The following is a 23280-nucleotide window of genomic DNA, read 5'->3' on the forward strand; positions in this document are numbered from 1 at the left end:
ATTCTCCAAAGTAATAATGGGACCGCCCTCCAAGGGTGTGCGATCCGGTGAAGCCTGCCTATTAGGGGGGAATCGCCTGCTTGGGAAGGGGTTTTTGACCCAAAATGCAGAAGAATGGGTATGGTGTCGCATATGTCCGCAGTCATTTCATCTTGATCATTGGGATGAGTGGTGCGAACGGTTCCGTTATGTCAATTTTGTCAGCCTTGCGTATCTCGCGCCGCCCTGCTGCGGCCTTTGTCATTGTCGGCCTCTTTTGGGGGTGTTTTGCGGCTTATGTGCCTGTGTTGAAAGACCAGCTTGGCGCAAGCGACGGGTTGTTCGGGATACTGCTGTTGGGGTCGGCGACCGGTCTTGTGTCATCCATGTGGATCGCGCCGCGTGCTGACCGCATTTTGGGATCGCGCAGTATGCAAGTCGGTGCGGTGATGCTGGCCTGTATCTGGTTGGTGCCGGGCGAAATCAGCACACCAATCTATTTCGCCTTTGCATTGGGTTTTGTCGGGCTGGCATCGGGGTTGCTGGACGTGGTGATGAACGCGCGGGTGTCCGAATTGGAAGCCGCGCACAACAGGTCCTTGATGAACGCCAATCACGCAATGTTTTCGGTGGCATATGCGGTGTCGGCCGTCATCACCGGTATCGCCCGCGAAGCAGGCATGCCGCCCACACCCGTCTTTGCGGGTTTCGGGGTGGTGGCCATTCTGCTGGTGCCCATGCTGAACATGGAGGTCGCCGACGTCGAAGCCGATGACGGTACCCAAGGCAAATACCCGCTTTGGCCTATCATGCTGTGCGGCGCGATTGTTTTGGTGGCCTTCATGTCCGAAGCCACGGTCGAAGCATGGTCTGCCCTGCACGTCGAACGCACACTAGGTGGCGGTGCCGCCGAAGGCGCGCTTGGCCCCGCGATGCTTGGCATCACGATGGCCGTCGGTCGGTTCTCGGGGCAGGCAGTGTCGGAACGGTTCCGCGAAACGCAGGTCGTGATCATCGCGTCTATGGTTTCTGCGGCAGGGGCCATCATCGCAGCAACGGCCGCGTCACCTTGGATGGCTTACGTGGGCTTTGGCACGCTGGGCCTTGGTGTGTCGGTCATCGGACCAATGGGGCTTGCCTTGATCGGCAAAGTCGTCCCGCCACACCTGCGGACCGAAGCGATCAGCCGCTGTGCGGTCATCGGCTTTTCAGGGTTCTTCTTTGCCCCGATGGTCATGGGGCTGATCTCGGAAAGCTACGGGCTGCGGGTTGCTTTCGCTTGCGTGGCGCTGCTGTTGATATCCGCAGCACCACTGGCGTTGTTGGCATCCCGCCTGCCAAAATATGCGAAAAAGACCTAGGTCCAGTCGCCTGCAAAATCCTTCGGGACAAGCAGAGTGTCACGATCAACTGTATTGATATCCCGGTGCCCGCATAGGGCCATGGTCAGGTCCAGTTCCTTGTGGATCACCTCAAGCGCCTTGGTCACACCAGCTTCGCCCATCGCGCCCAAACCATGCACAAAGGCACGGCCGATGTAAGTACCCTTTGCGCCCAAAGCCATGGCTTTCAAAACGTCCTGACCGGACCGGATACCGCTATCGAGATGGACCTCAATCTTGTCACCCACAGCGTCGACGATCTGTTCCAGCATCCGGATGGACGACAACGCACCGTCCAACTGCCGACCACCGTGATTTGAGACGATGATCGCATCGGCGCCAATCTCAACGGCCTTCTTCGCGTCTTCAACGTCCAGAATACCTTTCAGGATCACAGGTCCGTCCCACATCTTACGCAGTTCCGCGACACGGGCCCAATCCAGCGACTGATCAAAGGAATCAGCGGTCCACGTGCTAAGCGATGAAGGGTCGGTCACTTCTTTCGCGTGACCGACAATGTTGCCGAAGAAACGGCGCTTGGTCTGCAACATCTCGATCCCCCACGACCATTTCGTGGCGAGGTCCGCGATGGTCTTGGCCGTAAATTTTGGCGGGGCGGTCAGGCCGTTCTTCAGGTCTTTGTGGCGCTGGCCCAGAATTTGCAGATCGAGGGTGATCATGATGGCAGAACATTTTGCGTCCTTTGCGCGGGCCATCAAACGGGTCATGAATTCATCGTCTCTCAGGGTGTAGACCTGAAACCAGAACGGTTTTTCCGTGTTCTCAGCGACATCTTCAATCGAACAAATTGACATCGTAGACAGTGTGAACGGAACGCCGAACTTTTCGGCGGCCTTCGCGGCTTTGATTTCACCGTCTGCGCATTGCATGCCAGTCAACCCGACAGGGGCAAGCCCCACAGGCATCGCAACATCCTGACCGATCATCGTGGTTTTCGTGGTCCGATCGGCCATATCGACAGCCACACGCTGACGCAGCCTGATCTTTTCGAAGTCGGTCGTATTTTCGCGGAATGTCTGTTCGGTCCAACTGCCGCTCTCGGCGTAATCATAAAACATCTTCGGGGTACGGCGTTTGTGCATACGCTTTAGGTCTTCGATGTTCGTAATCACGGGCATTGGGATATTCCTCAAATTGGTGCATATTTCTTACCAATCAGGCATGGTTCTGGCAATACCCCAAACCACAGACCCGCTAGTCGCTGTTAAACATCCACCCAACGCCAAACCGATCCCGACAAATTCCAAACGCACTGGCCCAGAACGTCGGCGCGAGCGGCATGATCACCGCGCCACCTTCGGACAGAATTTCGAATGCGGTCTTCGCTTCTTCCAGCGTGTCCCAATTTGTCTGAATGTTGAAACCGTGATGGCCCGGAAACGGATCATTGCCCATCGTGTCGGACACCATAATGACCTGTCCGCCGAACCGGACTTGACCATGCGCCAGCCTCGCGCCGACCTCTGGCGGGAACTTTCCCTCAGATTCGGGCATCTCGTCGAACCGTTGGACTTCCGCCAATTCACCGCCCAAGGCGCGGGCATAAAGCGTCAAGGCGTCACGCGCGGTTCCGTCGAACGTCAGGTATGGGCACATTTTCATCGCTTTTCCTCCTGTAATGATGTGATCGTAACATAAGTCTGGCTTGCAGCGCACAGCGTTGCTGCCTAGAAGCGCGGGAACGCAAAACCGGAGAGTGCTGCAATGGGTTTCAAAATGGGTATCGTGGGTCTGCCAAACGTTGGCAAATCGACCCTGTTTAACGCGCTGACAAAAACAGCAGCGGCGCAGGCGGCGAACTTTCCGTTCTGCACAATCGAACCAAACGTCGGTGACGTGGCTGTGCCTGATGCGCGGCTCGACACGCTGGCAGGGATCGCTGGGTCCAAGCAAATCATCCCGACACGGATGACGTTTGTCGACATCGCAGGCCTCGTCAAAGGCGCGTCCAAAGGCGAAGGGTTGGGTAACCAGTTCCTCGCGAACATCCGTGAATGTGACGCAATCGCCCACGTGCTGCGCTGTTTTGAAGACGACGACATCACCCACGTCGAAGGCCGTGTTGATCCGGTTGAAGATGCGGATGTGATTGAAACTGAACTGATGCTCGCCGATCTCGAAAGTATCGAAAAGCGTCTGCAAAACCTGACCCGCAAAGTACGCGGCGGCGACAAAGAAGCTGTCGATCAGGTGCGTCTGCTCGAACTCGCAAAAGCAGCGATTGAAGACGGCAAACCTGCGCGGACTGTGCAGATCGACGAAGACGACGCAAAGCAGTGGAAAATGCTGCAACTGCTGACCACCAAGCCCGTTCTGTACGTCTGCAACGTCGAAGAAGACAAAGCAGGCACTGGCAACAGCCAATCCGACCGCGTCGGTGAAATGGCCGCAAAGCAGGGCAATTCCCACGTCGTGATTTCTGCACGGATCGAAGAAGAGATTTCCCAGCTTGAAGCTGATGAGGCAGAAATGTTCCTCGGCGAAATGGGTCTGGAAGAAGCCGGTCTCGATCGTCTGATCCGCGCAGGTTACGAATTGCTGCACCTTCAGACATACTTCACCGTCGGTCCAAAAGAAGCACGCGCATGGACCATCAAAGAAGGCACATCCGCACCGCAAGCCGCTGGCGTCATTCACGGTGATTTCGAACGTGGCTTTATCCGCGCTGAAACCATCGCTTACGACGACTTCGTAACCTTGGGCGGCGAACAACCGTCAAAAGAAGCGGGCAAAATGCGCGCAGAGGGCAAAGGCTACATCGTTAAAGACGGCGACGTGCTGCACTTCTTGTTCAACACCTAAAACGGCCTATTCCGCTGCGATGTCGGACCCTCCGACATGCGTGGTTTCGGTCAAGTGCATGATGGACGGGGCGCTTCGTAAAAGGTGCCCCGTTGCTGTTTTCAGGTCCGCGACAAACGCAGCTTCTGCTGTTTCCCGATCCGCATCTGACAGCCGCAACAGGTGCGATGGGTGAACCGTCAGGAACACGGGCAGGCCATCGGTGCCCACCTCGACGGTACCGCGCCGCCGCGTGATGTCTTTCCCGTTGCCCGTCGTGGCCCGCGCGGCAGAGGCCCCCATCGCAATGATCAGTTTTGGTTTCACCAACGCCACCTCTGACCGCAGCCACCACGCGCAATGGTCCACCTCTGACGTCGTGGGGTTCACGTGCAACCGACGTTTCGCGGTCGGTTTGAATTTGAAATGTTTGACAGCGTTCGTGATGTAAGCGGCGTCAGGATCAAGGCCCGCTTGTGCTGCCAAGCCGCGAAAGAGCTGGCCAGCAGGCCCCACAAACGGCAAACCTTGCATATCTTCATGATCACCGGGCTGCTCGCCGACAATCATCAACGCAGCATCACGCGGCCCGCAGCCTTTCACGACCTGCGTCGCAGGTGCATGCAGCGGGCAACGGGTGCAGCCGTTCAGATCGGCATCCAACATGTTCCAGCTCGCTGGCTGTGCGGATTGCATCAGCTGGTCGCGGATCGCAGCCATCCGTTCAGGGGGCAGGGTCGGGGCCGCATCCTGCATCTTGCGTACCTTTTCTTCGGCGTCTGCGATCAGCCCGGGAATGAACTGCGTTTCCGGCATGTTCTTCCAGTATTTCTTGGGCATCTCGGACGTCATCGCGCTGATCTTCACCCGCGCGGGATTGAAGATGTTGCAGAAATAGGTGCCCCAAAGGTCTTCGGCACCATCCTCTGGCAGCTCCGGTTTTGTGTCACCGGGGTGCAGCGTCAATTTACCGTTCGTGAACTTCGCGGTGACCGATGGCGTCACGATCATCCAGTCCATGTCGCCAAACCTGCGTACAAAAAACTGGGCGGTTGGTTCCATCGTGTGATGCGTGGGCTCAAACCACGCGCCAAAGCTACGGCGCGGCCCTTCGCTGCGCAGATCACGGAACCGCACGAACGCCTTCATCTTATGCTGACACCGCCGCACAGCTTTTTCCATCTGGCGCAGTTTGGCCAAATCGGGATCGGCGCGATCCGCCATCAGACCAGGGGTATCCTTCAGCCGCCACAGCAGCGCGTAAAGACGGGCAAACCGCTGCGGATCCTTATGCCAGACGACAACATTGGCAAGCTCGACAAAGTCCTTCGACACTTTTACTGCCCGACGCGGGGCAGGCAGGTCTGCCGTGCTTTCAAACAATTGCGGCGCCTGACCGTCGAAATCCCACAGCACATCATCCGGTTTTACTCGGGCCGCCAGCAGACGCCGCGCCGCATCGCGCCACGCGGTATCCGTACCAATCATCGGGATCGAAATCGTATGCATTATAGTAACGTCAGTTGTTCCGGTGGCGGGGCGTAACGGGCGCGCAGGTTCGCCGCATCTGTCATCGCACCCGGTGTCCAGCCTAATGCGGTGATGAACGGCTGCGCCTTCTTCACCGATGCGCCCAAACGCAGCAGGTCTTCGTAGCGCAACGTGCGTCGGCGGCGGGTCTGCAGAATGCGGCCCACGGTTTTGGTCCCGAACCCCGGTACGCGCAACAACATCTCGCGGGATGTGATATTCACGTCCACAGGAAACAAGGCGCGGTTTTGCAAGGCCCACGCCAGTTTCGGATCAATCTCAAGATCGAGGTTCCCATCACTGCGCGCCGCCGTAATCTCACCCACATCAAACCCATAAAACCGCAGCAACCAATCCGCCTGATACAGCCTGTGTTCGCGGATCAACGGGGGCTTCACCAAGGGCAGTTTTGCGGTGGCATCAGGGATCGGGGAAAACGCCGAATAATAGACGCGGCGCAATTTGTAGCCCTGATACAGTGATGTCGATTGGCCCAAAATCGTCGCATCGGTAGATTGATCCGCCCCCACGATCATCTGCGTCGACTGACCTGCGGGCGCAAATTTTGCGGGACGTTTACCGCGATAAGACCGATCCTTTTGCGCCGCCCGTTTGTCAGAAACCTTGCCCATCGCTCGCCGGATCGTCGCCGGTGATTTTTCGGGGGCATAGGCCTGCACAGCGCGATCCGTCGGCAGTTCCACATTGATCGACAATCGGTCCGCATAAAGCCCTGCCTGATCAATCAGCGCCTGATCAGCATCGGGGATCGTTTTAAGGTGAATGTACCCCTTAAACCCTTCATCCTGACGCAATCGCCGCGCGATTTCGACCATATCTTCCATCGTCTTATCGGGGTTCTGGATCACACCAGACGACAAAAACAACCCTTCAATATAATTGCGCCGGTAGAATTCGATTGTCAGTTGCACGACCTCATCCGGCGTAAAGCGCGCGCGCTGCACATTCGATGAAACACGGTTAATGCAATACGCACAGTCATAGATGCAAAAGTTCGTCATCAGGATTTTCAGCAGACTGATGCAGCGCCCATCAGGGGCGTACGAATGGCAAATGCCGGACCCTTCCGTAGAGCCAAGCCCGCCTTTCGTGCTGTCACGACGGGTCGTCCCGCTCGACGCACAAGACGCATCGTAACGGGCCGCATCGCTCAGAATCGCGAGTTTCTTTTGGAGATCAAGTTGCGCCATGTGTTCATGTTATGTTCTCATTGCGGGGAGGGCAAGAACAAGAACGCAGGCGGGGCAAATTACCACAGTCAATTCAAACGGATCTGTGTGCTTCGCGGCATGCGCATGTGTTTGCCACGTTGCACCATTCGCGAAAGGGCGTGCGCGTCATTCACACTGACATCCCGACATCGCCAGTGCACGCCTTGTGCACTGGTTGTGCACGCAAATCACACGCTGGATTGTGGAGGTTAAGGGTTTAAGATCACACCGATGTATGCGGCGTCACACTTTCTTCCCAAAGCCCCTTGCCCCCTTCGATCCACGCAGCTAAACGGGTCAACGGAGACGTGGCCGAGTGGTCGAAGGCGCTCCCCTGCTAAGGGAGTAGGCCCGGAAGGGTCTCGAGGGTTCGAATCCCTTCGTCTCCGCCACCTTCATATTTTATCCTTTATTCATAAGGGTTTATGGGAGTGATTGGCGAACCTGAGATTTTGGTTCGTCAAGTTTTGTTCCCCTTTAGATCCGGCCCAGCCTCGTGATAGCTTCATCAGCAAGCATAGGGCGACTTGCGTCTCTTGTATAGCGAGTCACCTCAGCCAGAGTAGTGTGGCCAGTGACGGCCATGATCTCATGAGGGGATGCGCCGGCCTCAGCCAAACGTCTCGCAATAGCTTTTCTCAAGCCATGCGAGGTGCATTTCGGGAGGTTGGCTGCGTCGCACCAACTTCGCATACTGTTTCCAAGTCCGTTGGCCGAACGATTTTTTCCAGCTTTTGTTTGAAGGAAAGTAAAGTTTTTGATCGGACATGCGTCCAGCGCCGAACGCAGTACGGAATGCACAGGGATGTCGATGAGAACACCGCCGTTGTCTTCAGTTTTTTGACGCCGGTAACGTATGCGATCTCCGTCAACATTCCCCCAACCCAAGTTCACAGCGTCCGCACGCGCCGCGCCAGTATAGAGCATCAACGTCATGCTGATGTGGGCCGTCGATCCAACAGCGTGTACTGAATAGAATTTCTCAATCTCTTCTTCAGTCCACGTGTGAAAACCTGCAGACCGAGTTTTTATAGGTTTGACATGCCGAACCGGATTATCAGCTCTCCACTCAAGGTCGATGGCTAAATCCATCAGTGCCTTAATCCTATCTCTCAGATTGTTGGCTGCACTGGGCGTATCATTCTGTGCGGCAAGGATTGCCTTTACATGCCGCCGGGCCATACTGACCGAGCTCTTAGAGCCATGCTCAACACGGAATCTTTCCAGAATACCCCGATATGATGTCTTCGTACTGGACTTGAGGCCAAGGAATTCGGGAGACTGGTAGTATCTCGCGATCAAGTCGGAAATTGATTTCGGAACGGTTTTTTCCAATCCAGCTCCTGGTTTCAAGCGCACGCCGGCAACCGCATTTTCGTATCTTCTCAAAAATTCTTTAGAGCCGTATTCCGAACCAAGCTCCGCAGAAAAACCCCTCTTGCGAAACCGCCAGCGTTTTTTTCCGTGGCGATCAGAATACTCGGATACGCCGCAAAACTTCTTGTCTGCGCAACAACTCATGTGAGATTAAGTCCAATATCCCATTCGTTCGGCGCATCCTCGCTGCCGGGCTCCCCCAGAAAAACTCTAAGACCTCCGTCTTGGAGAATCTCGAACTTAGCGACTGAGTATCCGGAACTCTTGGCCGCTTTTAATGCTCTCTGTATTTCAGATTGGGTAACGATGGCTTTCCTGTTCGACATGTTTGACCTAACTTTAAGCGCGGCGGGACGTGTTGACCCAATAGGCAATCTATTGAGCCTCCGTGTGCCTACATGACAACACTGGAAAACTCTCGTAGCGCAGTTTGAATTACGGTCATTCGGACCGGACAAATCTTCATGATTTAGTCAAGATTAGGTGTCGATTTTTCGATGCGCCCACTTTTCAGCTATCAGAAATTTAGGTTGCCGATTTCTGGTTTCAGCCTCTTCGAAGCGCGTTGTGTAAATAGATGTATGGTCAGTTCAATTTTTGACGAAGTAATTTTTTTGATTTTTTCATATGCACCTGCAGCTCATAGGTTGCCAAGTTTGTCGATCAAGCAAATCTGACGATTTCGTCGGCGTGGGTGCTCTCTCATTTTGCGATGGCTTAGCCAAGCACTCACCGCCGCAGCGCATTACGATGCCGTTGGCGTATCCATGCTATAGGTAGATCCAAGCCTAACCCGTTCAATTTAGTTTTTCAGCACAATGATCCGCGTCGTATCGAAGGCGCATGCCCTGTTCCAAAGAGACAATTCAAGAAATTCCTTCGTATCAAACATCTTCGACCAATCTCATTATTAGAAGCCGCGATGAAGGAAAAAGACCAAAGGAAAAAAAGAAATTTCTTTGCCACCTGCTGATTTTCGCGCCCTCATTGTGAGGCGCGATTTTCACCAGGTAGCGACGACATGAACCTCCAAAAGACCCTGACACCACCGGGACGAAACCCGACTTTTACCACTCAGGAGGCAACATGTATCACGACAAAAACATCCCCAATTGCGAACTCTTACACCGTCAAATTGGCGAAATCTCTCTTCGGGCGTACTTCGATCAAAACGAGGAAGGGCTCGGGCATGCCGCAGTGCTGCTCGGTGGGCGCCGCGGCGCGCGTCTCATCAACGCTATCCGTGAGGCATTGTCACAGCCTGGGCCTATCACGCGTCGCTTGCGGAGCCAGTTGTTTGACCTGCGGCGCCTACTGTTTCTCGAGCATACCTACGATGAAAATTGGGGTGATGACGCATGTTTTGTACTGCTCGAGCCTGATGATCCGTTCGTTCCGGAAATCTGCCTTCTTGCTGACACCTTAAACGAAGCGTTGGAGAATGCTGGATTGATCGACACTGGTGACGGCCGCACGGCGTAAGAGCTTGCCCGCATTTTTGGCGACACGCAGAAGTGCGGGCACCCCCACCTCTCCCAGGAAATTCGAGTAAAGGCCAATTTTCTTCTTCTCTATTTGCGACAGTGGCCAATCTCATTGTCACCAACGCAAGAGCCAACCAACTGATCTCACCTCAGGAGCCGACAACCACAGGAACTACCTCCACCGACCGAGCGACCATGAAGCCGCAGAATAGGCATTCGAACCATATATCGCTTTCTCGCATGAACGGAGGTATCTCATGCTTAACACCGCCAACCTTAACGCCGCTCAGGCGGCACATGACAGAATTGCAGACACAGAGTTGCACATGCGCCGTCACGGAGTTTCTCTTTGTGACTTGTTCGCCGCTTTCGACGCTCCCTCGGGCTTTGATGCATTCTGCGAGCTCCATGGCATCTTTGGAACCCAGTATCCGGATGCCGCTGCGATCAAGGCGGCTCTCCAAGAGATTGAAGCTGCATTGTCCAAACAAACTGCTGAAGCCGCCGACATCGCATCACGCGAACGGGGATTCGATGCGTCGGGAGCTTTGCGCTGGCACGGCGCTCGGATCAGCGAACTGCTTTCGCGGTTCAACAATGTTGTATGAATCAGAGCCGAGCTACCAATTGAACCAAAATCGTTGTCGGGGTTTCGACCCCGGCGACGGCCAGCTGGACCAAGATATCTGCGATGTCTCCATGTGGCTCGTCGAGAAATATCGAGTGCCATTTGTACATCTCTGGATAGACAAACATCACTTCCAAGGCGATTATCAGATCGCGAGCGTTACGGCCATGATTTGGGAAAAACACCTCGATCATCTGACGGCCGCCGCAAGGAAGGCGTTTCTCGCGCTCGACTACGAGATCCATGACACTGGTGCTGAAGTCTACGCTTTGCAGTGCTGCGACGGAACGCACTCGAAACACGATGCATTGCGTGCTTACGCGCGCATTGAAGCTGTCGGTCATCGCGCGCTCCACGAATATTTTTGTTCTGGGTAAGCGCTGCGCCATCCGGCAGGCCTGTGGGAACCTTGAGCTGCGTCAATCAGTTTCGGCCCTATGCACGACAACCCCGCGATCCGACACGCTGAGGGTTTGGCGATGTAGCGACAGGTTCCTCGCACCAAGTTGTATTGAAGAAAGGCATATTGAGCGTTGATTTGATCGGCTCGGCCGAGCTGACGGTTTCAAGAATGGCCTCATTGGCGAGAGCCGAGGCTGCAGCCCTTTCCGATCCTGAAATCAGGGGTGGGCTGCCGGTCATGCGCGGAACACGAATTGGTGTTTACGAATTAGCGGATCTCTGCAGGTTTGAAACGGTTCACTACATTTTGGAGAATTTCCCAAGCCTGACGGCAGAGCATCTTGAACAGGCAAGCCTATATGCAAGGGCTCATCCGCTCAGTAATATCCCAGGTTGAGTTTGTTCTCTCTGGCAACCTGGAAAGGGCCACCGAAACCGCTGCTGCAGCTTGCACCTTCGGCGAGCCATGATGTCATTGGCTCGAAGCGGCCCATCAAAGAAGTAGCTTCTGCTGCCTTGATCCCCATGGAGATTGAAACGACCCATTGGAGCGGGCCTCATTGCTCGCGACCAATGTAAGTTTCCTATGTACATAGACCTGCGAGGGATGTTCGAAGGACAATTATCAAACTCTCCGCACTGCGAACCATTTCTGTAGTTCAAATCTAATCATTAGCATGCGCACCTTCACTACAGATTGACACGCAGAGCAGCGTGTGCAGCATCGAGCCATACTTATCAAGAGTTGCATTATGTCAGAAATCATTGATCCAATAACCACAGCTGAGGAAGATCAGAACCTCACGGTAACTTTCTCTACGGCGGAGAAAATCAATTTCTCCTCCGCCCAGAACGGCGTTTCGATTCTTCGCAAGATTAAGTTAATCAATGGGACAGATGCGCCTCTGGAGAACCTTTCTATTACGATTGAGAGCACGCCCTCTGTCATCAAGCCGAAAACCTGGACGCTTGATCGGCTTGGCCCAGGCGAAGAACGGAAGCTGTCTGATCTCGAAACGCCCTTAAATGACGCGCTCCTATCCGGGCTGAACGAGGCAGAGTTTGGCCAATTGAAATTGACGGTATCCGCCGATGACACGCGACTGTTTCGCGAAGACCGTCGGATCGAAATGCTGGCTCGGGACGAATGGGGCGGCATCGGAGATATGGCCCATCTGCTGGCTGCTTATGTCTCGCCCAACGATGCGGTGGTGGCACCCATCCTGAAGGAGGCCGGTCGGCTGCTGGAGCGTGGCGGACAAAGCGGCGCAATTGACGGCTACCAGTCGAAAGACCCAGGCCGTGCGTGGATGCTTGCGGGAGCAATCTGGTCCGCGACCACCGCGCTTGGATTGACCTATGCCTATCCTCCAGCATCTTTCGAGACACGCGGCCAGAAGGTTCGCAGCCCTGCGCGCGTTAAATCAGAAGGGCTTGCAACCTGCTTGGACAGTTCCTTGTTGCTTGCTGCGTGTTTCGAAGCGGCTGGGTTGAACTCGGTGGTTCTATTTTCTGAGGGACACGCTTGGACAGGTGTTTGGCTTACCGAACGCGATTTCGGTCAGGTGACCGAACCTGATGTCATGACTGTGCGAAAGGCTATTGACGCCCGCGAATTTGTCACCATGGAAACCACACTTCTGACAAAGCGGCCAACTATCGGTTTGGAGCAGGCGGTCAGCGCTGGGCGTGATCTGACGGCTGAACGCAATGAGCATACCTTCCAATTGGCTGTTGATGTTCGGCGGGCCCGCGTCGCGCGCATCCGGCCTCTTGCCTCTCACAGCACCGAGACAAACCCAGAAGCTGAACAGATCGAAGCTGCGCCCCCAGCCTTACCAAAGCCGCTGGCGTTCGATTTCCTGCCAGGTGATCTCGTAGATGAAGAGCCGAAGACGCCACAAGATCGCATTTCCCGCTGGCAACGTAAGCTGCTGGATCTGTCCCTGCGCAACCGCTTGCTGAATTTCCGCGATACCAAGCAAACTATCCCCTTTGTCTGTCCGGACGTTTCGAGTCTTGAAGACCAACTGGCTGACGGAAAGAAATTCAAAGCTCTTGCTCTCAAGGACGAAGACCCAGTCGGACAGCGTGACCTGCTAAACAAGGAAGAACCTAAGCTGCTCGAAGAAGTCGCGCGCGATGCCTTTGCTAAAGGACAACTGGCTGTTCCATTAACAGGAAAAGATACAAACAACCGCCTTCTCGGGCTTTTCCGTAAGGCCAAGAGCGACATGCAGGAAGGCGGCACCAATACTCTGTTTCTCGCCGCAGGCTTTCTGCGTTGGAAAAAGACTGACACCGATACACGTAGCTACCGCGCTCCATTGCTGCTCATCCCTGTGAAGGTATCGCGTCGCTCGGCCCAATCCGAATTTATCATCGAGCACCATGAGGACGACGTCCGCCTGAACGCGACCCTCCTCGAATTTCTCAAGCGCGACTTCGACCTTCATATTCCGGAACTTGAGGGAGAGTTGCCGCGTGATGAGAGCGGCTACGACTTGCCGCTGATCTTCGAAATCATGCGGCGCAAAGTGCGTGACGTCGCGGGGTTCGAGGTGGTGGAGGAGCTGGCTATGTCAACTTTCTCCTTTGCCAAGTTCCTGATGTGGAAAGACCTGGTAGAGCGGACAGATAGCCTGCGCAATAATGCATTGGTACAGCACCTCGTCGACAATCCAACCGAGCCATTCCTTCGCGAAGGTGCGGCCGCACTTCCCTCAGCAGCTGATGTGGATCGACGGGTCGCACCACGAGATATGTTCACGCCGTTGCCTGCGGATTCTTCACAGTTGTCGGCCGTCCTTGCTGCACAGGATGGGCATGATTTTGTCCTTATCGGCCCTCCAGGAACCGGCAAAAGCCAGACTATCGCTAACATCATTTCGCAGTGTCTCGCTGTTGGAAAGACCGTTCTTTTCGTTGCCGAGAAGTCCGCGGCGCTGGACGTCGTACATCGTCGCTTATCGGCGCATGGGCTTGGCGACGCGGTCTTGGAACTCCATTCCAACAAGGCAGACCGAAAGTCTGTGCTTAATCAACTGGGTCGTAGCTGGGATCGGCAGGGCGCAGTGTCAGAGGCCGAATGGATCCGCGTGACTGATGACCTTTCGATCAAGCGCACTCAGTTGAATGAGTATGTTGCGGCCCTTCATCGCAAGGGTACGCAGGGCTTCAGTGTCTATGAAGCGGTGGGCCATGCTGCGCACGCGGAGGTTTCTTTTGAGCTGTCCTTTGACAACAAGGATGCCCACGATGCCGAGAGCTATGCGCATTTAAGGACCTTGGCCGAGGCGGTCGGGCGCTGTCACCAAATTGTTCAGGACCGCCCTGCTTTGCCACTGGTCGGTGCCCAAGAGTGGTCATTCGGCTGGCAAACTGAGCTTTTGTCGCGCTCGGAGAACCTGCGAAAGGCCACTCGTGAAGTGGCAGAGCACGCGACGGCTTTAACTGCTTTGTGTGGGTTAACTGAAGATGCTCTGACCAAGGACCGGCTTGAGAAACTGGTGGCGCTTTCTGGATGGCCGGCCAACGGTTCCGATGTAAGCTGGGGCTTGGAGGCGGACCTGTCGAATGCGGTCCAGGAAAGTGAACGACTTGCCCCAATGTTGGAGGCGTATCGCACCGCGTCCGAGGCACTATCGGCAAGTTATCCTTTGGATCGACTGAGCACGATGCCGCTCGACCAGATGGATGCTGACTGGCGGCGTGCCCAAACCAAGTTCTGGCCATTTTCAACCTTCGCCAAATCCGCAGTGCGAAAGCTGCTGCAGACCTACACTACAGGTGGCAAGGCTGATCCGAGTAACGACATTGCCAGTCTCGATGCCTTGCGGCGGATCAACGGCGACATCGAGACCATTGCATTGTCCAGCTGTCCCGCTTTCGAAAAGGCCGCAACCGACGCCACCCGTTTGGCCCAGTTGATCGGAGAGGCGCAGCAATTCAGAGCGGTGACCGACCCGCTGGCGTCAAAGGTCTCGGATCACTCACGATGGACTGAGGTCAAACTCACACTGGCACGCCGCGAGACTGGCGACCTACGGACAGCCCTGGATGGCTTCAGTAGGCTTCATCAGCATTGGGTCGCTCAGGCGGATGCCTTCCAGCAAGTAGCAGGCACCGACCCGACAAAGCATTCATTTGATGACCTCACCCAGCTGCTTGATCAAACGTTGGAGAACCGCGAGGCGTTGGAGGACTGGACGCGTTGGATCAACGTCCGTAATCAAGCTTGCGGGGCAGGATTGACCTCTCTGGTCGAAGCTGTTGAAGCCCGAACTTTGACTGGTGCCGTCGAAGAAGCTTTCACCACGGCCTACGCCCAGTGGTGGCTGCCGCAAGCCATGGACGCAGAAGCAGTGCTGCGGGGCTTTTCCCATTGGTCCCATGAGGACGCGATCAACAAGTTCCGCGCCCTCGACGATCGTGCTACTGAGATGGCAGCAGGGCAAGTCCTTCACCGCATCCGCCATGGTTTACCTGCTCGCGATGGCGTGGCCCGCAAATCGGAGCTGGGAACCCTGCGCCACCAGCTCGGCCTGCAACGCCCAAGTATGCCGATCCGATCCCTGGTTTCAGAAATGCCTGATACCTTCACCAAACTCGCACCATGTGTTTTGATGTCGCCGTTGTCTGTCGCGCAATACCTGCCTGCGGGGCAAGCTGCCTTTGACGTCGTGATCTTCGACGAAGCGTCTCAGATCACAACCTGGGACGCGATTGGTGCCATCGCACGAGGACGGCAAGCCATTATCGTTGGTGACCCCAAGCAGCTGCCTCCAACCAACTTCTTTGGTCGTAATGATGACCCCGAAGAGGATCTGCCAGAAAGCGAAAAAGACCTCGCTTCTATTCTTGACGAGGTGTCGGCTGCGGGTATCCCGACCCAGCAACTCGACTGGCACTACCGGAGCAGAGATGAATCACTGATCGCATTCTCCAACTGGCATTACTATGGCGGGAGACTGGTGACCTTTCCGTCACCAGCCACGGAATCCCAAGCGGTAAAGTTGCATCAGATAAATGGCACCTATGCCCGTGGCATGGGACGCACTAACGAAGACGAGGCCCGAGCTATAACCCGTATGGTTGTGCGACGGTTGACAGAATGGCTCGTATTGCCTGAAGAAAAGCGCCTCACTCTCGGTGTCATCACTTTCAACGGTGAACAACAAGGGCTGATCCTCGACTTGCTGGATGAGGAGCGCCGCAAGAACCCCGCACTGGAGTGGTTCTTTGAAGACGACCGCGAAGAACCCGTCATCGTTAAAAATCTGGAAAACATCCAAGGGGACGAACGCGACATCATGCTGTTCTCGATCACCTTCGGCCCAGATCATGCAGGCAAGCTTTCGATGGCATTTGGTGCCCTCAATAGCGATGGTGGGGAGAAGCGGCTGAACGTAGCTATTACCCGCGCCCGGCAGGAGTTGCACATCTTTGCCTCGATTCGTGCTGATCAGATCGATTTGACCCGCACAAAGGCGCTTGGCGTAAAGCACCTTAAGGGTTTTCTGGACTTTGCAACGCGTGGCCCAGTAGCGCTTCCTTCACAAGACGATGGTTCGCTCGGCCCTGTGGAGAACGTCTTTGAGGGGGCTATCAAAGCGGCCATCGAGGCGAAAGGTTGGGAACTACGACCGCAAATTGGCGTCTCGGGCTTCCGTATCGATTTGGGCGTCGTGCATCCGGACCATGCGGGCGTCTACCTTGCAGGGATCGAATGCGATGGGGCGACCTATCACGGCTCTGCCACGGCCAGAGACAGGGATAAAGTACGACAAGCCGTTCTGGAAAACCTCGGCTGGACGATTTTGCGTATCTGGTCGACAGATTGGTTCAAGAACCCAAAGGCCGTCGTTGAGCGTATCCATGACGCGCTTACGACCCATCTGGAGGACGACCGGGCAAGGTGGGCAGAGGAAGAGGCCACCCGAGTTACTCCATTTGATGAGGAATTTCCGGCCGACGACATCGAACCTGTCGAACAAAGTAATGCAACTGAGACCGTGACCCCTCCGGTGAAGCTGGAGCAAGTCCCTGATCCAATAACGGATCTACTCGAAACTCGCGAAGAGCCTCTTGTTGCAGGCGTTAACCGGCCAGAACATGTTTCAATAGAAGCTGTCGCTACCGAAGAAGTCGGAGATCTAACCCCCGATCCGGAGCGATTCTACGATGTGGCCTACATCCCGCGCCTTGAACGTCTCATAGAGGATATCGTCAAGAATGAAGGCCCGCTTCCAGTGCCGCTCCTATCCCGACGCGTCGCTCAAAAACATGGATGGCAACGTACTGGTCGACGTATCGTTGAACAAGTACGCGCGGCCTTGGCGCGCATCGATGTCCACAATGCGGACGGCATCGATTTTGCCTGGAGCAAGGGCAGTCACTCAAACCGTGTACCGTTCCAGGCTGACCTGGATCGCAGCATCCGCGAAATCTCGCGCGCAGAAATTGCGTGGCTTTATGACGCCAATGCACCGACGCTCGAACGAAGCGACGACCCCGCTCGCGACCTATCACGGCTGGCAGGTATGCAACGTTTGACGGCCGACAGTCGAAGCTATCTTGAAGCCTGTATAAAATGGCGAACAGAAACCGCATCGATGCCAAGCGCAGACGCACCACAGAAAGATGGAGATCGCGATCTGTAACTTTCCAGTGCGAAGGCAAACAATAGGTACGGCCAATTTCACGGTTGTGGCAGGGGCACGAGCAACGGCGTCGCGTTCTATGGCCCTTTTGGGCTCCTAACGTGATCGATGCTTCCGAGCAGTTAAAGACAGTTTTTCGGATTTGTCTGTAACTGAAACTGCGCGTCAGTCTACCGCCAAAGGGCCTTTAGACGCCCGAAGAGCCGCACAGCGGGTCAAGAAGCCTTGATCGCTGGGCAAAACGGCAGCAATATCAACTGTTAGGCTCTCCACTTAGGGAACGTCGGTACAGGATGCCTATAGTTTACAGTTAAGTTCGCCGCAGTTGCCTACTTCCAGAGAGTATATGGAAACAACGAAGGCGCTTTGGTTGCTTTCTCCCAACCAATAGGGAATGTTCGATTTTATTACCTAAGCGGCGTTCAGAAAAGAAATCGAAATGCGTATTTTGCACACGGCCGACCTCCATTTGGGGCACAGCCTTAACGGATGGGATAGAGATCTCGAACACCAGATTTGGTTTGAACGCCTTGCAGATATAGTCGAGCAAGAAGAAATTGATCTCCTGCTCATTGCTGGAGATATCTACGACAATACCAATCCGTCAGGCGAAATTCAGAAACTATTCTATCGCGGGTTAACAAAACTCAAAGACCGACGCCCAACCCTTCGGACAGTGATCAGTGGTGGGAACCATGACCCCGTCCGTCGGCTCGAAGCGCCCGGAGTTCTCCTAAGCGAGTTTGACATCCACGTCGTGGGCGGAGTGCATCGTAAAAACGACCTCAAAACAGGAGAGCTTGTCTTCGATCTTGAGCAGCACCTTGTCTCTATTCCCGATCCACTTGGGGGCATTGCCTTGCATGTGCTGGCTGTTCCATTCCTGCGTGCCTCTGACCTGCCAGGTTTGACATTTGGTCAATCGCAAGCAAGCGACGAGGAAAGCCCCGTCGTAGCTGCAGCCCGCCGGTTTTTCGCAGAGCTAACCGACATGGCTTTATCCCATATCTCACAATTGGGTGCATCCGGTGGCGCCGCAGCCCCGCTCATAGCAACGTCACATCTACATTGCGCTGGTGGCCTTGAGAGTGAAGGCGCAGAGCGTCGGATTATGATCGGTGGCTCGCACGCCATACCTCCGAATGTCTTCCCCCCTGAACTACGCTATGTTGCCCTCGGGCATCTTCATCGGCCTCAGACACTCGACGGTGGCCGGCTCAGGTATTCAGGCTCCTGCTTTCCGCTCTCTGCCACTGAAATTGGGTATGATCATGGTGTAACGATCATTGAAATCGGCACCAATAGCGTTGAACATCGGCATGTCAGCGTCGCGCGCCCTGCACCTGTTCTGCGACTGCCAGAAACCGGATCAGGCCAAAAAACACTCTTGATCGAAGATCTTGATGCAGCTCTGCAGGCACTTGTAGGTGATGAACCTCTGAAAGATGCTCCCATGGGCCTTCGCCCCTTTGTCTATCTCGAAATGGCGGCCACGGATGCGGCTTCAGTGATCACGGCGGAGGCTGCAACGCAAGTGAAGGCGCGTGGGCTGCGCTTGGCCGGCATTCGCGTGCGGCGCGAAGCTTCGAAAGAGGGCGATGAACAAGCCACTCGGATTATCAGTAATCTCAAAGATACGGAGCCGGAGGCGCTTTTCTCAGAGGCTTACCTGAACAAGAATGGTATCCCTCCGGAAGAGCGCCACCTAACAGCGTTTCGAGATGCATTGGCGGAGCTCTGAAACATGGACATCCTCTGCATCAAGGGCTGCAACATCGCAAGCCTGGCCAAACCCTTCGAAATCGACTTTGAGACAGGTCCTCTGGCGGGCTGCGGTCTCTTCGCCATTACCGGCAAAACAGGCGCGGGAAAGTCCAGTCTACTCGATGCCATGTGCCTTGCACTTTATGGCGACTGTCCGCGGCTCGGTAGCTCGGGAGTGAATGATCTCGTGCCGGATCCATCTGGCGTACCCCTGTCTTCGACAGACGCACGAACACTTTTGCGCCGTGGTACCGCCGAGGGGCATGCCACGGTCCGTTTTCGCGGCCGCGACGGTGTCGACTATGAGGCCAACTGGTCGGTACGGCGGGCCCATGGCAAACCAACAAATCGCCTTCAGAACGTTGATCGTGCACTGGTTCGGTTATCGGATGGTGTTATTCTGGAAAACCAAGTTCGCCGCGTCAACGAACTTGTAGTCGAGCTTACTGGCCTCACCTATGAAGAGTTTCGTCGCTCAGTACTATTGGCCCAAGGTGATTTCGATAGTTTTCTGAGCGCGAAGACTTCAGAGCGGGCAGCCATACTTGAAAAGGTCACAGGAACCAGCCTGTACCGGGAGATTTCGAAAAGGATCTACGTTGCAACGCAGGAAGCCGAACGCGCAGTTTCGGACCTCGAAATCAAACTCGGTGAACACCAAGTGCTTTCGGACGAAGGACGTAAAGCTCTTGAAGAAAAAAAGGCTGGGGTTGCAAAGCAGCGCAAGGAGACCGCAGAAAGTCTAAAGAGCATTCAGGCAGATCTTGAATATTACAAAGCGCTGACTGAGGCGCGGGACCGACTATTGAAGGCTGAAAGTACCCGCGAAACAGCCAACCAAGATTGGGAGAATGCTCGCGAAGACCGCGCTTTACGCGATGAGATTAGGAAGGCGAACTCAGTTCGAGCCGAGTATCGGGAAGCGACCGAAGCCCGGAAGGCGAAAATATCCGCAGTTCACACTGTGAATGAAGTCGAGGACAAACTGTCTGAGGCCAACAAGGTTGAGAAAGAAACGCGGAAAACTGATACAGAAGCCAAAAGAGTGCTTGAGGAGCTTGAAGACCGCTTCAAAGCCTACGGTCCGATTTGGAGCAAAGCCGAACAACTTGACGCAAAAATCACCACGGCTCTCACCGAGGTCACTGAGGCAGACAAGAAGGTTATATCGAGCCAGAACGACGTAAATGCTAAAACGGAGTCCCTTGAGACGAAAGAAGCTGAGCGTAAGAAATTACTGATCAAAATCGAGCAACTTCAAACCTCTATTGACGCGGAGCAAGCCGGCACTATCCTCGTTGAACAATGGAGCGTTCTTGAAGATCGCCTTAAAAGTCGCATGGAAGCTGCGCGAGTTCACGCCAGCGCCGGAGCCACCGCAGAGAAACTCGGAAAAGACATCGGAGTTAAGCTTGCCCGAAAATCCGAGCTTGATGAGTTGATCAAAGCACACGAGACCACTCGAAAAACGCACGAAGAAAAGATCCAAAAAACCATCGAGAGCCGAAACGCGTTAGCAAAGGTCGACCCGGTTGGCAGGCTAAGCCGCTTAACCACGGGCGCATCCACCGTGGGGTCACTGATAGAACTTGCTCGGAGACATGACGAGGCGGAAGTAGCCGCCCGCAATTTTGCTCGTGACATCGTAGACAAAGTCGAAGCTCTTAAACGGGCCAAAACATCAAATGACGCAGCACAAAGGGCCTTGAACGACGCAGGTTCGCGGATCAGTGCACTTGAAGTACCAGCGGAACTTGCCGAGGCGGCGGTTTCATCCGAAGCACAAAAGTTGCGCCGTCACCTTGTAGATGGTCAACCCTGCCCTGTTTGCCAAGCAACCGAGCACCCTGTGCACGCTGAAGGTCCGGCCGCTGAATTGGCACAGCGCTTGCGAGAAAACCTCGAAAAAGCACGCAAAGATCGGGATGAGGCATCTACCGCGCTGGTTAAAAGCACGGCGTCTATCGAGACGATCGCGCGAGATCGACAGCACATGGAAAAAAGTAGGGATAGTTCCGAAAAGCTGGCGCTCGAGTTAAAGGATGAATATCGTGAACTCGCCGAAACTGAGACGACAGGACCAATCGCAGATCGCGTTCCTAAAAATATCATAGGCGCTGTAGTCTTACTTAGAGAGCTTTCTGAGCAGATGAAATCATGGCGCGTTCAGTTGCAGAGTGACTGTGATGCCCTTGCAAAGATGGATCAAGAAATCGAAGCGCTACGGCGTCAGGTGCAAACGGAGGCTGAAACCTTACGGACCCACCGTGATGAGCGTCAAGCCATCACTGATGACACTGAAGTTGCTGAAAAAGAAAGAACGCGAGCGCAAGGTGAGGTCGAAGCGGCTTTGCGAACTACTGGTGTAATCGATCTGGAACTCGGAAACCGCTTTGCCATACTTGATCTCGTTGGGGAGGACATTGGCTCGAACGGCGATGAAATCCTTAAAACCTTGGCCGAGCGACGCGAAGCGCATCAGCGCAATCTTGAGGAAATGAAAGAATCCGAAACCAGTAGAGCTAATTTGACTGGTACGATCGCTATCGATGAGGCAGCGCTCATCACAGCCCAAGCGACATTGTCCGAGGCCAAAGGGACCAATGCAGCCCGCATAAAGGTGCATTCAGATTTGATATTAGAACGTTCCCAACTTCTTGGTGGACAAGAGACTGGCCCTCACCGGACAGCATTTAACGAGCGTCGCAAGAAGGCTGCAGAAGAGCGCGACCGGGCAGCTGCGGCGCATTCATCTGCTGAAAAGCTGAAATACGGTCTTGAGGCTGAAAAGCGTTCCAGCGAAACAATCCTATTGAAAACAGAAGCACGCGTTGAATCTGCCGAATCTGAACTCGATGCTGCCAGCCAAAGGTTAGCAATCCCGCCAAAACGCTTGGAAGACCTCTTGTCTATGCCCACGGCCGAGGTCACGCATCTCGAAGATCGCATATCAATTCTTGAGAAACACCGCTTGGCATCTCAAGAAACAGTCAAAACTCGACAAAGCGATATTGAGGCGATCATCTTGGCGCGAGTGGACGCGCAAGAGGATGGCTCGCTTGAGAGTAGCCAAGAATATCTCCAGGATCGTAAGCTCGAGATCACCGCTGGCGACGAAGAAGATCAAAAGAATGAGCAGGAATACACTTCTCAGCTTCGGGCCGACATGGAGGCAAAAACGCGCCAAGCCACCATTATCACACAGATTAATAAGGCAAAGATAATTCGCGATACTTGGGCGGCAGTCAATGACACCGTGGGATCGGCCAATGGCGACAGGTTCTCTCAAATTGCCCAGGAGGTTACCCTCTCGATCCTGGTGGAACAGGCGAATAACCATCTCGCAGGGATTAAACCTCGCTATCGCTTGTCACTGGGTGAGGGGAAGCTCTCTCTGTATGTAATTGATGAAGATATGGCGGGGGAAATCCGATCTACGCGCAGTTTATCTGGCGGTGAGAGGTTCCTTGTTTCGCTTGCGCTTGCTTTGGCTCTTTCATCTGTCGGTGGCTCGGGCGTTGTGTCAGGGACACTGTTCATTGACGAAGGTTTCGGCACACTCGATGCTGAGAGTCTGGACCTCGCAATTGACTCTCTTGAGGCCCTACAAGCGCAAGGCCGCATGGTCGGCGTGATTAGCCATGTGCAAGCGATGAAGGATCGCATACCTATGCAAGTTCAAATTGAAGCTCAAGGGGATGGATCGAGTGAGGTCGTAGTCGCTTCATAGCAACCATATGTGCCACTTTGAGTTAATAGCATTTCGTAGGCGGCAAAGACCCTTGGGTGACCCAAAGGACTAAGTAACAGCAGTGCCCTTTGCTGCGTCGGACATTAGGCTGGCGTGTGATCCGATCCTGCTGCGCACCGAAGCCGATGAAGTAGGGGTGGACTTAGCCAGCGAACACACCCAAAAATTAGGGTACCGTTCGCATTGCTAAGGTACCCTTAAGATAGTGAGTGCGAGTATTGCACCCAAAAAATTTCGGCTGCAATTCTACCAAGTGTGAAGAATATAGATAATGCAAAGGTGAATTT

Annotated in this window: 14 protein-coding genes and 1 tRNA gene; 9 read left to right on the forward strand and 6 right to left on the reverse strand. The window is 54.6% G+C overall.

What is annotated here, in order from left to right; genetic code table 11:
• Positions 1 to 188 precede the first annotated feature (188 nt).
• Positions 189 to 1340 (forward strand): MFS transporter, encoded by a 1152-nt coding sequence (locus tag AC0L7R_RS03220; RefSeq protein WP_473658757.1) that lies wholly within the window; start codon positions 189 to 191, stop codon positions 1338 to 1340.
• On the opposite strand, the gene AC0L7R_RS03225 is transcribed toward AC0L7R_RS03220, so the two are convergent.
• Both AC0L7R_RS03225 and AC0L7R_RS03230 read right to left on the reverse strand, forming a co-directional pair.
• Positions 1337 to 2500, reverse strand: a complete 1164-nt coding sequence (locus AC0L7R_RS03225; protein ID WP_247129690.1) for an alpha-hydroxy acid oxidase — start codon at positions 2498 to 2500, stop codon at positions 1337 to 1339. The genes AC0L7R_RS03220 and AC0L7R_RS03225 overlap by 4 nt on opposite strands.
• A 76-nt stretch (positions 2501 to 2576) precedes the next feature.
• Positions 2577 to 2984, reverse strand: coding sequence for a VOC family protein (locus AC0L7R_RS03230; RefSeq protein WP_473658758.1), 408 nt, complete (start codon positions 2982 to 2984; stop codon positions 2577 to 2579).
• A gap of 102 nt (positions 2985 to 3086) precedes the next feature.
• Between AC0L7R_RS03230 and ychF the strand changes: the two genes are divergently transcribed.
• The gene (gene ychF, locus AC0L7R_RS03235) at positions 3087 to 4184 is read left to right on the forward strand and encodes a redox-regulated ATPase YchF (protein ID WP_247129692.1); all 1098 of its coding nucleotides are present in this window, start codon (positions 3087 to 3089) and stop codon (positions 4182 to 4184) included.
• Positions 4185 to 4190: 6 nt separating this feature from the next.
• Here ychF and AC0L7R_RS03240 read toward each other — a convergent pair whose 3' ends face one another.
• Together AC0L7R_RS03240 and AC0L7R_RS03245 are read right to left on the reverse strand one after the other, a co-directional pair.
• Positions 4191 to 5672, reverse strand: a complete 1482-nt coding sequence (locus AC0L7R_RS03240) for a UdgX family uracil-DNA binding protein (protein ID WP_473658759.1) — start codon at positions 5670 to 5672, stop codon at positions 4191 to 4193.
• The gene (locus tag AC0L7R_RS03245) at positions 5672 to 6904 is read right to left on the reverse strand and encodes a putative DNA modification/repair radical SAM protein (protein WP_473658760.1); all 1233 of its coding nucleotides are present in this window, start codon (positions 6902 to 6904) and stop codon (positions 5672 to 5674) included. Before AC0L7R_RS03245 ends, AC0L7R_RS03240 begins: the two co-directional genes overlap by 1 nt.
• Before the next feature lie 323 nt (positions 6905 to 7227).
• On the opposite strand from AC0L7R_RS03245, the gene AC0L7R_RS03250 reads away from it, so the two are divergent.
• Positions 7228 to 7317, forward strand: a tRNA-Ser gene (locus AC0L7R_RS03250).
• 85 nt (positions 7318 to 7402) lie between these two features.
• On the opposite strand, the gene AC0L7R_RS03255 is transcribed toward AC0L7R_RS03250, so the two are convergent.
• On the reverse strand, positions 7403 to 8446 hold the full coding sequence (locus tag AC0L7R_RS03255; RefSeq protein WP_473658761.1) for a tyrosine-type recombinase/integrase: 1044 nt from the start codon (positions 8444 to 8446) through the stop codon (positions 7403 to 7405).
• A gap of 942 nt (positions 8447 to 9388) precedes the next feature.
• Here AC0L7R_RS03255 and AC0L7R_RS03260 point away from each other — a divergent pair.
• Positions 9389 to 9784 (forward strand): hypothetical protein, encoded by a 396-nt coding sequence (locus tag AC0L7R_RS03260; protein ID WP_473658762.1) that lies wholly within the window; start codon positions 9389 to 9391, stop codon positions 9782 to 9784.
• Positions 9785 to 10043: 259 nt separating this feature from the next.
• Positions 10044 to 10394, forward strand: coding sequence for a hypothetical protein (locus AC0L7R_RS03265; protein WP_473658763.1), 351 nt, complete (start codon positions 10044 to 10046; stop codon positions 10392 to 10394).
• 1 nt (position 10395) lies between these two features.
• On the opposite strand, the gene AC0L7R_RS03270 is transcribed toward AC0L7R_RS03265, so the two are convergent.
• On the reverse strand, positions 10396 to 10803 hold the full coding sequence (locus tag AC0L7R_RS03270) for a hypothetical protein (protein ID WP_473658764.1): 408 nt from the start codon (positions 10801 to 10803) through the stop codon (positions 10396 to 10398).
• Between the two features lie 137 nt (positions 10804 to 10940).
• On the opposite strand from AC0L7R_RS03270, the gene AC0L7R_RS03275 reads away from it, so the two are divergent.
• From AC0L7R_RS03275 to AC0L7R_RS03290, 4 genes are all read left to right on the forward strand, one after another.
• The gene (locus AC0L7R_RS03275; RefSeq protein WP_473658765.1) at positions 10941 to 11213 is read left to right on the forward strand and encodes a DUF433 domain-containing protein; all 273 of its coding nucleotides are present in this window, start codon (positions 10941 to 10943) and stop codon (positions 11211 to 11213) included.
• A gap of 355 nt (positions 11214 to 11568) precedes the next feature.
• Entirely contained in the window at positions 11569 to 17478 is a 5910-nt protein-coding gene (locus AC0L7R_RS03280; RefSeq protein ID WP_473658766.1) for a DUF3320 domain-containing protein, read from the forward strand.
• Positions 17479 to 17917: 439 nt separating this feature from the next.
• Positions 17918 to 19219, forward strand: a complete 1302-nt coding sequence (gene sbcD / locus AC0L7R_RS03285) for an exonuclease subunit SbcD (RefSeq protein WP_473658767.1) — start codon at positions 17918 to 17920, stop codon at positions 19217 to 19219.
• A gap of 3 nt (positions 19220 to 19222) precedes the next feature.
• Positions 19223 to 22972 carry an AAA family ATPase gene (locus AC0L7R_RS03290; RefSeq protein WP_473658768.1) on the forward strand — a complete coding sequence of 1250 codons (3750 nt, stop codon included), beginning with the start codon at positions 19223 to 19225 and terminating at the stop codon, positions 22970 to 22972.
• Positions 22973 to 23280 lie beyond the last annotated feature (308 nt).

Source organism: Yoonia sp. D2-7 (assembly GCF_055809435.1).